General features: G+C 56.0%; 12 protein-coding genes. 11 read left to right on the forward strand and 1 reads right to left on the reverse strand.

The window, feature by feature from the left end; translation table 11 throughout:
• The 7 genes from AC13CY_RS09865 to AC13CY_RS09895 form a co-directional block, all read left to right on the forward strand.
• On the forward strand, positions 1 to 599 hold a 599-nt coding region (locus AC13CY_RS09865; RefSeq protein WP_483052489.1), incomplete at its 5' end, for a DNA polymerase III subunit gamma/tau C-terminal domain-containing protein.
• 48 nt (positions 600 to 647) lie between these two features.
• Positions 648 to 974: a YbaB/EbfC family nucleoid-associated protein gene (locus AC13CY_RS09870; protein ID WP_044630130.1), complete on the forward strand. Its 327-nt coding sequence runs from the start codon at positions 648 to 650 to the stop codon at positions 972 to 974.
• 3 nt (positions 975 to 977) lie between these two features.
• Complete coding sequence (gene recR, locus AC13CY_RS09875) at positions 978 to 1,583, forward strand: recombination mediator RecR (protein ID WP_044630129.1); 606 nt, start codon at positions 978 to 980, stop codon at positions 1,581 to 1,583.
• Between the two features lie 53 nt (positions 1,584 to 1,636).
• A complete protein-coding gene (rnd, locus tag AC13CY_RS09880; protein ID WP_044630134.1) occupies positions 1,637 to 2,770 on the forward strand; it encodes a ribonuclease D in 1,134 nt (377 codons plus the stop codon).
• Complete coding sequence (locus AC13CY_RS09885) at positions 2,767 to 3,060, forward strand: YcgL domain-containing protein (RefSeq protein WP_044630128.1); 294 nt, start codon at positions 2,767 to 2,769, stop codon at positions 3,058 to 3,060. The genes rnd and AC13CY_RS09885 overlap by 4 nt, the downstream gene beginning before the upstream one ends.
• Positions 3,061 to 3,091: 31 nt before the next feature.
• Positions 3,092 to 3,664 (forward strand): acyl carrier protein phosphodiesterase, encoded by a 573-nt coding sequence (locus AC13CY_RS09890; RefSeq protein WP_054641338.1) that lies wholly within the window; start codon positions 3,092 to 3,094, stop codon positions 3,662 to 3,664.
• Positions 3,665 to 3,721: 57 nt separating this feature from the next.
• Entirely contained in the window at positions 3,722 to 4,180 is a 459-nt protein-coding gene (locus AC13CY_RS09895) for a YcgN family cysteine cluster protein (protein WP_044630126.1), read from the forward strand.
• Between the two features lie 542 nt (positions 4,181 to 4,722).
• Here the strand turns inward: AC13CY_RS09895 and AC13CY_RS09900 are convergent.
• Entirely contained in the window at positions 4,723 to 6,795 is a 2,073-nt protein-coding gene (locus tag AC13CY_RS09900; protein WP_172514344.1) for a S9 family peptidase, read from the reverse strand.
• 62 nt (positions 6,796 to 6,857) lie between these two features.
• Here AC13CY_RS09900 and AC13CY_RS09905 point away from each other — a divergent pair, with 62 nt between their 5' ends.
• From AC13CY_RS09905 to hrpA, 4 genes are all read left to right on the forward strand, one after another.
• Positions 6,858 to 7,280 (forward strand): hypothetical protein, encoded by a 423-nt coding sequence (locus tag AC13CY_RS09905; protein ID WP_058576301.1) that lies wholly within the window; start codon positions 6,858 to 6,860, stop codon positions 7,278 to 7,280.
• A 27-nt stretch (positions 7,281 to 7,307) separates the two neighbouring features.
• Positions 7,308 to 8,087 carry a class II glutamine amidotransferase gene (locus AC13CY_RS09910; RefSeq protein WP_074210766.1) on the forward strand — a complete coding sequence of 260 codons (780 nt, stop codon included), beginning with the start codon at positions 7,308 to 7,310 and terminating at the stop codon, positions 8,085 to 8,087.
• A 165-nt stretch (positions 8,088 to 8,252) separates the two neighbouring features.
• Positions 8,253 to 9,926, forward strand: coding sequence for an AMP-binding protein (locus AC13CY_RS09915; protein WP_058576302.1), 1,674 nt, complete (start codon positions 8,253 to 8,255; stop codon positions 9,924 to 9,926).
• A gap of 203 nt (positions 9,927 to 10,129) precedes the next feature.
• The gene (gene hrpA / locus AC13CY_RS09920; protein ID WP_483052493.1) at positions 10,130 to 14,041 is read left to right on the forward strand and encodes an ATP-dependent RNA helicase HrpA; all 3,912 of its coding nucleotides are present in this window, start codon (positions 10,130 to 10,132) and stop codon (positions 14,039 to 14,041) included.
• Positions 14,042 to 14,089: the final 48 nt, after the last annotated feature.

Here is a 14,089-nt window from a genome sequence, read left to right on the forward strand (position 1 = left end):
AGCCAGAGCCAGAGCCAGAGCCAGAGCCAGAGCCAGAGCCAGAGCCAGAGCCAGAGCCAGAGCCAGAGCCAGAGCCAGAGCCAGAGCCAGAGCCAGAGCCAGAGCCAGAGCCAGAGCCAGAGCCAGAGCCAGAGCCCACTCCATCCTTTAATGTGGCGCCTTCCTCTCTTTCGGCTAAATCGCTGGCCTCGGGAGATCTCTTAAACCACGCCGCGTGGCTGGCTTGTTTTGACGCCTTAGGTTTAGGCGGGCTGACGCGTAACTTAGCGGCACATTGCCAGTTAGAAAGCGATGATGGTGGCACTGTGGTGCTGCGGCTTGACCCCAGCCAGTCCGCCATGAAGGCCGAGGTTCATAACGTGCGCATTGAGCGAGCGCTGAAAGAGATCGGCATACCAAGAAGGGTTCAGTTCAGCGTGGCTGAACTTGACTCCACGCTGGAAACACCCCAGCAACAGGAAGAGCGTTTACAGCAAGAACGCCATGCGCAGGCTGTTGATCTGTTGCATCACGACCCCAATATTCAGAAGTTGCAGCAGGCGTTTGGGGCTACGCTAATTGAGTCAACCGTAAAACCAGCGCCAGAGCCACGTTCCTAACGGCCGACGGCTACCAACTCGCTTATTAATGATTTAGGAGAAGACCGCATGTTTAAAGGCGGAATGGGCAACATCATGAAGCAAGCCCAAGAAATGCAGGAAAAAATGCAGCGCGTTCAAGAAGAAGTGGCCAAAGCTGAAGTGCACGGCGAAGCGGGTGCGGGCATGGTAAAAATTACCATGAATGGCCGCCATGATGTCAGCGATGTGACGATCGACCCCAGCGTGCTGGAAGAAGATAAAGAGCTGCTTGAAGATTTGCTGGCGGCAGCGGTTAACGATGCTGTACGCAAAGTAGAAGCGAACTCCAAAGCGAAAATGGAAGAAGCAACAGCCGGTTTAAACCTACCGCCCGGCTTTAAGATGCCGTTCTAAACCATGCGCTTTTCTCCGCTTGTTGAGCAATTGATGGACGCGTTTCGCGTGTTGCCAGGCGTTGGGCCAAAAACGGCTCAGCGCATGGCGATGCATTTACTAGAGCGTGAACGCCCAGGTGGCCAGCGATTAGCCGCAGTGATTCAGCAGGCGATAGAGGAAGTAGGCTACTGCCAGCGCTGCCGTACGCTCACCGAAGCCGATATTTGCGCGCTGTGCGAGAGCTCTCGCCGTGATGATGCACTGTTGTGCGTGGTTGAATCGCCCGCAGACCAGCTAGCGATTGAAGAGGCTGGCGGTTTTCAAGGGCGCTATTTTGTACTGCATGGTCACCTTTCACCGCTAGATGGTATTGGCCCGGAAGCTATCGGGCTGGAGTTGCTCGAAAGCCGTGTAGCTGAAGGCAATATTCGTGAAGTCGTTCTTGCTACTAACCCTACGGTAGAGGGTGAGGCGACAGCGCATTACATTGCCTCTCAGCTTGCGCATTACGGTGTATCCTTTTCTCGTCTCGCCTATGGCGTGCCGATGGGCGGTGAGTTGGAGTATGTGGATGGCGGTACATTAAGCCGCGCTTTTAATGGTCGCCAGCCCTTTGCTAGCGATTAATGCTGATAATAAACGCAAGCGCTGATGCGGTTGTGCCAACCCGGAAGATTGCTTTGTCCTCTTCAACTTCTGCTTTGTATCAATGGATTGATAGCGCCGAGGCGTTAGACGCCGCCTGTGAACAGGTTTCCGGTGCCAGCGTTATTGCCTTAGACACCGAGTTTTTCCGCGAGAATACGTTTTTCCCCATACCGGCGCTGATTCAGTTTGCCAGTCATGAAGTGGCATATTTAGTCGACCCGTTATCAACACCCTGCACCAACGCTTTTAAAGCGCTATTGCAAAATAGCGCGGTGAAGCTGCTGCATGCCTGCAGTGAAGATTTAGAAGTCTTCCAACGCTGGGCGGGCGTGTTGCCTACGCCGCTGGTGGATACCCAGGTGGCGCAAGCCTTCTTAGGCGAAAATCCTGGCATGGGTTACCAAAAACTTGTAGAGCACTGGGTAGGCGAAACGCTTCCCAAAGAGGAGACACGCTCTAATTGGCTGGAGCGTCCGTTAACGTCTTCTCAATGTGAGTACGCCGCGCTAGACGTAATTTACTTGCTTAAAGTGTGGCAGCTTCAAGCGGAAAAACTCGACGCCTTAGGGCGGCGTGAGTGGTTGGACAGCGAGTGCGCCAGCTTGATCGAACAGGCAGGACGCAGCGTTGAAAACGACGGCCAGTGGTATACCCGCCAGCGCCAGCTTTGGCGATTGACGCCTCGCCAGCTTGAGGCCTACCGGCTAATGACGATTTGGCGCGAGGGCGAAACCCGCCGTCGAGATTTACCGCGTAATTGGCTGGTGAGCGATAAGCTGCTGTTCGTTGTGGCAGAAAAAATGCCCAAAAACCGCTATGAGCTAGCCGAGGTTGAGGGCATCAAGCCGCCGCTGGTCAAAAAAGAGGGCGATGCTCTACTGGCGCTAGTGAAGCAGGCCCAGCACTGTCCAGAAAGCGACTTACCTACGCGTTGGCCAGACCCCATGCAGCCTGCATTTAAGCGCCGTTTCAAGGCGATTAAGGGAGTGGTTGCCGAAAAAGCAGCGGCTCTTAATATTGCTCCGGAAATGTTGCTGCGTCGCCGGGATATTGAGGCGCTGGTCATGCAGCGGCTTGCACACCAGCCATTACAAGAACTGAGTGGTTGGCGCGATACCTGCTTAACGCAAGCGATTCATCAGGCGCTTGAGGAGTCATCTTTATGAGCGAAAAACTGCTATGCGAGATTTTTAAAAGCTCGCGCAAAGACGAAATGTACCTCTACGTGGATAAGCGTAAAGGAATGGAGACAGTGCCTGAGGCGCTGATGGAGACCTTTGGTAAGCCGGTTCCTGTGCTAACGATGATGCTGACCGCTGATAAGCCGCTTGCCCGTGTGAAGGCTGCCGATGTGATGGCTGCGATTGAGGAACAGGGATTTTACCTACAAATGCCGCCTGCCAAAGAGCCCTACTTACTGGACATTCATCGCGCTCAGACGACAGATCGCTCGTGAGTTATCGGCGCATTAGCGTGGCGCAAAAGCGATGAACTTTCTTGCCCACGCATGGCTGGCTCAGCCGGGGGACGACGGCTTTCTTTACGGTAATTTGATTGCCGATGGCGTGAAAGGCAGCGACCTTTCTGCTTGGTCGCCAAGCGTTGCCTGTGGCATTCGCCACCATCGGCGAGTTGATGCCTGGGTAGACCAGCACCCTAGCGTTATGATGGCCAAGCAGCGCGCTCCTCAGGCTCAAAGACGCTATGCGGGCATTGCGCTGGATGTTGTGTGGGATCATTTTATTTCTCGCCAGCAGGAGGGGGCTGATCAACATCAGCTGATTGATCGCTGCTATCGATTACTCAGCGCGTGGCCCGCGCCACAACGTCTAGCGACGATGATGCCGGTGCTGGTTGAGCACGACTGGTTGCGCCGTTACGCTGATTTTGATTTTACATGTCGTGCGGTGGCGGGCATCGGGCAGCGCCTTTCCGGCCCCAACCGTCTGGCTGAATTAGTGCCCTGGCTGCGTGAAGACTACACTGCTTTAGAGGCGGATTTCAGCGTGTTATGGAGTGAGTGCCGGGAGGCGCTGACCAGTGATGGTAAGACAAGCTGAGATTAGCTGGCTGCTATAGCCTGCCTAACGTTAATGTTTAACCGGGGTGATTAGACGATGGAAACCGCGTTGCGCGAGCGCTTCTGGGAACGCTATTCGTTGGAAGAGCTAACGCCTCCAGAATGGGAAGCCCTGTGTGACGGCTGCGGTCAGTGCTGTTTGCTAAAGCTGCATGATGATGAGACGCAAGAGCTGGCCATTCTTAACGTAGCGTGCCGCCTGCTGGATACTCATAGCTGTCAGTGCAGCGATTATGAAAACCGCTTTGAGAGCGTGCCTGACTGCACCCAGCTGACCCCAGCGCTGGTAAAAGAGTTTACTTGGTTGCCGCAAACCTGTGGGTACCGACGAGTGGCGGAAGGTCGCAAGCTGGCAGGATGGCATCCATTACTAAGTAACGATGCTGAACGAGTCCATCGAAAAGGCATCAGCGTCAGAGGGTTTGCTGTGTCCCAAGATGAGGTGCCAGAAAGGCAACTCGAAGAGCATATAATTGCCGTTCTTCCTATGTCGTGATTTTCATGTTTGAGCCCCTGCCGTAGCCTTCCTTGGCGTACGCTTAGACCGCTGGCGAATGCACTGTTAGCTAGCGGTTTTCGTTTTGCTGCTATCCCAAATCGTTAAAAAAGCCTCTTTAAAAGCCGAGGGTTGCGGCTTGGCAGCGGTTTTTTTGGTTGCCTGAGTGTTAGCGGGCTTCGTTGGGGTATCCCAAATGGTGGGAAACTGTTCCTGATATTTCATCGTGTTACTCCTAATGATCAGCTATATAGACGTTGGTATATAAAACTTATGGTTAGTATGCCGTAAAAATTATTTTATGGAAAATATTTTCATAAAATAAATGGCGTAAAAAAAGCAGCGCCTTGGCGCTGCGAGTGGTTGTATTGGTGGCTGTGTTAAAGCGCGTTTTGCTGCTGTACTGCTAACCAGTGGGTCAGAGGCTCAAATGCCATGGGTTTGGCAAATAAGAAGCCCTGCCGTACATCGCAATTCAGTGCCAGGAGGTGCTGCAGTGAAAGTGCCATTATGAGCGTTTCAGCCGCTTAAAGACGAATTGATCAGCGGTTCCCTAACCCTAGCGCCCACAGAATAAACGCATCCTGGCGGGCTGTATCGCGCCACGCCTTAAACCTTCCCGATGCGCCGCCGTGGCCGCTGCTCATATCGGTATGCAGCAGGATAGGCGCAGCCTCCTGCTGTGCCTGGCTCACTCGGGCGTAGAATTTGGCGGGTTCCCAGTAGCTAACGCGGGTATCGAACCAACTACCCTCAATCCAAAGCGCTGGGTAGCGCTGTGAGCGGATGTTATCGATAGGTGAATAACCGGCGATACGTTCAGCCACGTCGGGTGCCTCAGGATTACCCCACTCGGTATACTCAGCGGTGGTGAGCGGCAGCTCTGGGTTCTGCATGGTGCGCAGCACATCCAGGAAAGGAACATCCAACACCGCCGCGCAGAAGGCCTCCGGCGCACGGTTGATGCAAGTACCCACCAGCAATCCGCCTGCACTGGCACCGTAGGCGACTATCCCCTCAGGCTGGCTGATATGGGCGGCTACAAGCGCTTCACGGGCGGCTAAAAAGTCGTGAAAGCTGTTCTCTTTATGAGCCATCTTGCCTGCTAAGTACCACGGTTCGCCGCGCTCACCGCCGCCGCGCACATGGGCCACAGCAAAGGCCACGCCGCGCTCCAGTAGCTCTAAGCGAGCAATCGAGAACCAGGGGTCCAGCGCTTCACCGTAAGCACCGTAACCGTATAACAGGGTGGGCAGTGGCTGGCCTGCCAAGTCTGCTCGCATGACCACCGATACCGGGACTTGCTCGCCATCGTGGCTGGTGGCCCATATTCGGCGGCTGACTAGCTGCTCTGGAGCGAGACTGCCATGAACGGGCACCTGTTTTAACAGCGTGCGTACACCGCTATCGAGGTCTAAGGCATACCAGCTCGGAGGGCGGGTAAACGACTCTTCGCGCAGGTGCAGCGTGCGTGCATTAAAGTGTGGCGAGTCTTCCAGCAGCTGTGAACAGGGCGTTTCGGGCAGCTCAATGTAGCTATCAAGCAGCGTTTGATGGTGACTATCCAGCTCCAAGCGCCGCAGCAGTACCTGCGCATCCTGATGGCTTCTCTCAGCCAGTATCAAGCCCCACTCAAACGCATCAACCCCTTCCAGTGTCGCGTCATCGCGATGCGCAATCAGCGGCTGCCAACTGGCGTTATCGCTTTCGGCGCGCATATCCAGCTGAAAGTGGGGGCCCGTCTGGTTGTGTAGGCGATAAAAGACCCCTGGCCGATGATCAATGCTGACTTCCACGCCCGGCTCGCGGGCATGCAGGCAAACGAGGGGTGTTTCGGGCTGGTCGGCAGGTAGGGCGAGAACTTCGGTGGTGTCTTTTGAGCCGCTCTCGATGATCAGCCACGCTTTAGAGCGCGTTTTACCCACGCCTACCCAAAATTCTGGGTCTGCCTCGCGTAACACCAGGGTCGGTGTCTGCATAGGGGCATGTTCTGCGAACGCGACCCATAGCCGCCATAGGCTGTCAGGGCGCTGGGTATCGTCGAAACGGGTAAACAGCAGCGTGGCGCCGTCTGCAGTTTGGTCCTCTGCCCAGCAAACGCTGGGTCCGATATCGCTAAGTAGTTGGCGCGGCGTGCCGTTAGGCAGCGCTTTTAACCAGAGTGTGAAGCGTTCATCGCCCTGGGTATCTTCGGTCCAGGCGAGCCACTGCTCATCCGGGGAGAGCGCCATATCACCCATGTCGTAGAACGGCTGCTCGGCAGCGCGCTCGCGAACGTCAAAAAAACAGCTTTTTTGCTCAGGTTGGCCATTTGGGTAACGCCACCAGCAGGGGTAATCATCCTCAGCGCCGGTCTCGCTCCAGAACGTAAAGTGGTCAAGCGCTGTCTCTAGACTTTTCACCGCCAATTCACGGCGCGCTAGGTGCGAGTGGTAAAGGGTGTCTGCGAGGGGGGAGAGCGGTGCAAACCAATCGGCATGCTGCTGGTTGGCCGCGGTAAGAAAATCGCTGACATCAGCGCTTTCGCGGTTTTCTAACCAGTGCCATTCAGGGTCATCGGCGCGATAATAGCGCGCTACGGGCGAGCCTTCGTGCATACCAGGCTGTGCTTTCATAAATTGATAGGTACCATAACGGGAAATCAACGTCGGGTGCTTCCACCCACATGAGGGGTATTATGCTGTTTGCAGACTCAATGTCACTGCTGTGGTTCAGTTATTACGGTCTTTCACTGCTGGTGCTGCTAGCGGTTTACTTTGGATTGGCATTTTTGCCGCGTTTGCCTCGGCTCATCGTGACATGGGGCGTGGCGGGGGCGATGTGGATGCCTGCCAGTTATCGGCTGCCACTGGTCGAAGAGGGTGAGTTCTATAGCGGTTGGGCACCGTCCGCTATGGTCGCTGCCGTGGGCGTTTTTGAGAACAGTGCCACTGCTCTGCGCAACGGCTTGCTCTGGTTAGTCTTAGGAATAGTCCTAGGCGCGGGGATTGGTGTAGCGCTGTGGTGGTGGCGTCGTCCTGCGCCTGTTGAAGACACGCCTGCCCGCCGCCAAGTGGAGGACCCACAGCCTACTCGCCGCCGCGAACCGGTTATCCGTTAATGCGACTGGCATCAAGGGGGTGGGCCAATGTGTGAGCTATTGGGTATGAGCGCTAATGTGCCTACCGATATCTGCTTTAGCTTTTCAGGCTTTTTACATCGCGGTGGTGGCACAGGCCCTCATCGCGATGGGTGGGGCATCGCCTTTTATGAAGAGGGCGGCTATCGCGAATTTAGAGACCCTCACCCTTCTGTGGATTCACCGATTGCGCGTTTAATTTGCGACTACCCCATCAAATCAAATGTTGTGATCAGCCATATTCGCCAAGCCAACGTAGGCGGCGTGCGATTGGCCAACACGCACCCCTTTGCTCGTGAAATGTGGGGGCGGCCCTGGTGCTATGCCCATAATGGGCAATTAAGTGATTGGCAGGAACTGCCTTTAGGGGTTTACACCCCGGTTGGCAATACCGATAGCGAACACGCGTTTTGCTGGTTAATGGGCGAGTTGCGCCGGGTGTTTCCAACGCCACCGGCTGCCCCAGAAACGCTTTGGGAAAAGCTCCATGACCTCTGCGAGCAGCTAAGAGGGCTGGGCGTTTTTAATCTACTCCTTTCTGACGGCGTCCATCTTTATAGCTACTGCTCTACCAAACTGGCGCACATCACTCGCCGTGCGCCTTTTGGTGAAGCGGAGTTGTCAGATGCAGAGATGACGGTCAATTTTATCGAGCACACCACGCCTAACGACATTGTCTCGGTGATTGCCACCGAGCCACTGACTCAAAATGAAGCATGGCAGCGCATGGTGCCTGGGGAGTTATTGGTGTGGAGAGAGGGAGAAATTAACGCTCGATACTGTCCATAAGATAAGTCCCGGTGATGGACTATAAGCTAAAGTTGAAACGCAAGTTTCAATCGATCGTTTTACAGTGTCATAAACGTCGTATATCGTTGGCGTTTAATCTCTTTATACAACCACACCACAATAACAAGGTCGGTCTCACATCGACACGGATAGCGGAGATAGCCCATGAGCGAACACGCCAATACTCCTATTTTAAGCGGACCAGCGCTTGAAGGATTGGATCAATATCACTCTGTTACGGATGTTTTTCACTCGGCGGTCTCTCGCTTTACCAACAAGCCTGCCTTCACCTGCATGGGGAAGACGCTGTCGTTTTCCGACCTTGACCGTCTCTCAGCCCATTTTGCCGCCTGGCTTCAGCATGAAACCGACTTAGTGCCTGGCGATAGAATTGCTATACAACTGCCCAACGTACTGCAGTTTCCGGTGGCGGTATTTGGTGCTTTGCGGGCGGGGCTTGTAGTGGTCAATACCAACCCGCTATACACCGAGCGGGAGATGGCGCATCAGTTTAAAGACTCCAATGCTAAAGCCATTGTGATTCTGGCCAATATGGCCGACAAGCTTGAGAAAGTGCTCGATAAAACGGAAATCAAGCATGTATTGGTCACGCAGCTGGGCGATTTACACGATGTGCCTAAGCGTTGGTTGATTAATGCGGTTGTGAAACACGTCAAGAAAATGGTGCCTGCATACTCATTGCCAAGTGCAGTGGGCTTTCGTGATGCCCTGAAAAAAGGAGCATCGTTAAAGCACACGCCCGTTGAGCGCAATATGGACGACTTAGCGGCGCTGCAGTATACCGGGGGCACCACCGGTATGCCGAAAGGTGCCATGCTGACCCACCGTAACCTAGTGGCCAATATGCTTCAGGCACGCTCGGCTATTGGCGAGCATCTCACGGACGGCGAAGAGCTGGTGATTGCACCGCTGCCCGTGTACCACATCTACACCTTTACCGTGAACTGCCTGTTCCTGATGGAAACCGGCAACCACTCGCTGCTGATCACTAACCCCCGCGACTTGCCGAATTTCGTTAAAGAGCTGAAGGGGCTGCCGTTCACGGGTTTTATCGGCCTCAATACGCTGTTTAACGCGCTGTGCAATCGGGACGATTTCAAGCAGCTCGACTTCTCTAAGTTGAAGCTGACCATTTCAGGCGGCATGGCGTTAACCAAAGCGGCGGCACAGCGCTGGGAAGAGACCACCGGCTGCCCGATCGCCGAAGGTTATGGTCTAACGGAAACCTCGCCGATTGTCAGCTTCAACCCTAACGATGCGATTCAACTGGGCACGATTGGTAAGCCGGTCGCGGGCACCTCGGTGAAAGTGGTCGATGCTGATGGTAACGATGTGCCGCTTGGCGAGCCGGGCGAACTTTGCGTGCAAGGCCCGCAGGTCATGAAAGGGTACTGGCAGCGTGAAGAAGAGACGCGCAACGCTATTGATGAAAACGGCTGGTTCCATACTGGCGATATCGCCGTGCTGCAGGACGATGGCTACATCAAGATCGTTGATCGTAAAAAAGACATGATCCTGGTGTCGGGCTTTAACGTCTACCCCAATGAGGTTGAAGACGTAGTAGCCGCCCACCCCGATGTGCTGGAAGCGGCGGCTGTTGGCGTTGCCGACGAGAATGCAGGGGAGGCTATCAAGCTGTTTGTGGTGTCCAAAAACAGCCAGCTTGACGCTGAAACGCTGCGCGCTTGGTGTAAGAAAGAACTAACGGCCTATAAAGTGCCCAAGTACATCGAGTTCCGCGACGAGCTGCCGAAAACCAACGTCGGTAAGGTGCTGCGTCGCCAACTGCGCGACCAGGAAACAACCCATGCGCCGTAAGGGTTGAACACTCGGTCAAGCGGGCGTTAGGCGTCTCGTTCGCGAAAGCGTTACAATGGTCGGCCCACTTACGAGTGGGCCGACGTTTATTCTGAGATGGAACCGAGCCTAACGTGACCACCGACACGCACTCATCCCGCATCGATACCCCACAAGACAACGCCCCCTCGCTTACAGCGCTCACTGAGTCGCTGAGTCACGTTATGCTGCGTGATCAGGAGCGGCTCTCGCGTCGTGTGGCGGGCCTGCGGCGTCGGCAGCGAGAAAAGAAGCCGATCGACCGCGGCTTGAACGAGGTGGAGCGGGAAGTCGACAAAGCCAAGCAACTGCTGGCGCAGCGCGAAGCCCTGCGCGTGACGCTGGATTACCCGGCAGAGCTGCCGGTGGTAGAGCGCCGTGAGGATATTCTCACCGCGATTCGCGACCACCAGGTGGTGGTTGTGGCGGGGGAAACCGGTTCGGGTAAAACCACTCAGCTGCCCAAGATGTGTCTGGAGCTTGGCCGTGGCCGGAAAGGCCTGATTGGTCATACGCAGCCACGACGGCTGGCGGCACGAAGCGTCGCGGGGCGGCTGGCGGAAGAGTTGAGCGTGCCGCTAGGCGAGCAGGTGGGCTATCAGGTGCGCTTTAACGACCAAAGCTCGCCGAGCACACTCGTTAAGCTGATGACCGATGGCATCCTGCTGGCTGAGACGCAGCACGACCCGCTGCTGCTGCGCTACGACACGCTGATTATCGACGAAGCCCACGAGCGTAGCCTTAACATCGATTTCTTACTGGGTTACCTCAAGCGTCTGCTGCCTAAGCGCCCTGATTTGAAAGTCATCATTACCTCCGCAACGATCGACGTGGAGCGCTTTGCGGCCCATTTCGGCTCGCCTAAAACGCCTGCGCCGGTGGTCGAGGTGTCTGGACGCACGTTCCCGGTAGATGTCCACTACCGCCCGCTGGTGCGCAGCGAAGAGGACGAGGATGACCGCACGCTGCAGGAGGGGATTTTGCATGCCGTGCGTGAGGTCGAAACAATCGAGCGTGAAAAAGGCTGGCTGCATGGCCCCCGCGATGTGCTGGTGTTTCTACCCGGCGAGCGGGAAATCCGCGAAACCGCCGATACGCTGCGCCGCGCGGATTTAAAGGGCACCGAGATTCTGCCGCTGTATGCACGGCTCTCTAATGAGGAGCAGAACCGGGTGTTTGCTCCCCACCGTGGGCGTCGCATCGTACTGGCAACTAACGTGGCTGAAACGTCGCTCACCGTGCCGGGAATTCGCTATGTTATCGACCCTGGCCTTGTACGCATTAGCCGCTACAGCTACCGGGCGAAAATCCAGCGGCTGCCCATTGAGCCGGTCAGTCAGGCAAGCGCCAATCAGCGTAAGGGCCGCTGTGGGCGGATTGCGGAAGGCGTGTGTATTCGTCTTTACGACGAAGAGGATTTCCTGTCACGTCCCGCGTTTACCGACCCGGAGATTCAGCGCACCAACTTAGCATCGGTCATTCTTTCAATGCTGGCGCTCAAGCTCGGCAATATTGAAGACTTCCCCTTTGTTGATCCGCCCGATGGCCGCTTTGTCAAAGATGGCTTCCGGCTGCTATTTGAACTGGGCGCAGTAAATGATAAGCAACAGCTTAGCGCCCTGGGGCGTAAGCTGGCGAAACTACCCATTGACCCGCGTTTGGCCCGTATGGTGTTGGCCGGTGCAGAGCGAGGCAGTCTGCGGGACGTGCTGGTCGTGGTCTCTGCGCTGGCGATTCAAGACCCTCGTGACCGGCCCGCTGACAAGCGCCAAGCCGCTGACCAAGCTCACCAGCGCTGGCACGACCCAGACTCCGATTTCGTTGCGCTGCTAAATTTATGGCATGGCATCGAGAATGCTCGTGAAGCGTTATCGGGCAACCAACTGCGCCGCTGGTGCCGTGACCACTACATTAACTACCTGCGCATGCGCGAGTGGCACGATACGTTCCGCCAGTTGCGCCAATTGCTGCGGGATATGGACATCGAGGTACCTGCGCCGCTGCCTCGTGATGAGAACGAGAGCGAAGAGCAGGCCAAGCAGGCAAGGCGAAAAACATCGGGCAAGCTGCATCAGGCGCTGCTGTCTGGCCTGCTCTCCAATTTGGGTACGCTGCTTGAGAACCGAGAGTACCTCGGCGCGCGTAACCGCAAGTTCATGATTCACCCTGGCTCTGGGCTGGCGAAAAAAACACCCAAATGGGTCATGGCCTTTGAGCTGATCGAAACCACCAAGCTGTTTGCGCGCACTGTTGCCAAGATCGACCCGCAGTGGATCGAGCCCCAAGCGCAGCATCTGGTGAAAAGTAGCTATAGCGAACCCCATTGGGAAATGAAGCGTGCTCAGGTCGTGGCGTTTGAACAGGTCACTCTGTTTGGCCTGCCGATTGTGGCGCGCCGTCGTGTCCATTACGGGCCTATTGCGCCCCAGGAGTCGCGGGAGCTGTTTATTCGTCGGGCGCTGGTGGAAGGCGAGTTCCAAACCAAAGGAGAATTCTTCACCCATAACCGTGCGCTGATCGAAGAGGTAGAGGCGCTAGAAGATCGTGCCCGCCGACGGGATATCTTGGTGGACGAAGAGACGCTGTTCGCCTTCTACGATGAGCGGATACCCGCCGATATCGTTAACGGCAAGGGCTTTGAACACTGGCGCAAGCAGGCCGAGCGCCAAGACCCCACGCTGCTGAAGTTTGATATCGATGCGCTAAAGGCCCGTGATGCTCACGACGTTACTCAGGCGCAGTACCCTGATCACTTAACGCTGTCTGGCGTAGCGTATCCGGTCAGCTACCACTTTGACCCAGATGCCGAGGACGATGGCGTGACCCTCACCGTCCCTGCGGCCATGTTGCCTCAGCTGCCGGTGCACGCGTTGGAGTGGCTGGTGCCGGGGCTGTTGCGTGAAAAGTGCATTGCGCTACTAAAATCGCTGCCGAAAAGTATTCGTCGCCAAGTGGTACCCATTCCCGACTGGGTCGATGCCGCGCTGGAGACTCTCGTGCCTGATGAGCGGCCGCTCACCGAAGCGCTGGGGGAATTTATCCGTCGCCGCACCGCCACTCGCGTTCACTCAGATGATTGGCGTCTTGATCTGCTGCCGCCGCATCTCATTATGAACGTGCGGGTCGTTGATCATGCGGGTAAAACGTTAGGCCAAGGACGCGATGTGCGTGCGCTGGAGCGACGTTTCGAAGAGGCGGCGAGTGCAGGTGCTCAGGCGCTAGCCGATCAGGCAAGCCAAGCGCCCGCTCTGGATGAGTTGCCGGAGTCGCCGCTGCCAGAGTCGCGGGTAACGACTCAGGCTGGTATCCGAGTAGAAGCCTACCCGGCACTTATGGCCGAGGCCCATAGCTTTAAAGTGGCGCTTTTTGATCATCCCGCGAAGGCTGCGGCGGTTCACCAGGAAGGCGTGGCCCGCTTGGCCATTGCCAAGCGGCCGGAACAGGTGAAAGCCATCAAGCGCTTACCTGGCGTGGAAAAGTGCGCTCTACTCTTTGCTAAAGTGGGTAGTAAACAAGCATTAGTGGATGATTTGCTGCTGGCGGTCTTCACGCAGGTGGTGGCAACACATCCGCTGCCACGCTCTGCCAATGAGCTCACCGAGCGGCTTAAGGCAACCGAAAGTGAGCTGATTCCTTATGCAGCATCGCTGCTGACACGCATTGAAGAGGCGCTTAAAGGGCATCTGGCGGTGACCAAAGTGCTTAAAGGGAAGCTTAACTTTGCCCTCGCGCTCGTTTACAGCGATGTAAGCGCGCAGATGCAGCGCTTGGTTTATCCTGGCTTTATTCGCGACGCAGGGGAGTGGCTTAGCGAATATCCGCGCTATACCGAAGCGGCTCTCATCCGCCTCGATAAAGCGGCCCGTGAACGCGGCCGTGACCAAATGATGATGCAGGATGTCCAAGCCCTAGAGGCACGTTTTGATGCGCGGCGAAAAAGCGAGCGCAGAGGTGCCGCTGAAGACCCTGAATTGGTCTCATTTGGCTGGTGGATACAGGAGTTGCGAGTATCGCTATTCGCCCAGCAGCTGGGCACTCAGATGCCGGTATCCGTGAAGCGCTTGGAAAAGCGTTGGGAAGAGATTACCAGCGTTTAATGCTAAACGAGCAAGCGCTTAGGCTTAGATAGAGCGGGGTGGACAACC

Source organism: Vreelandella sp. L-15, assembly GCF_056857635.1.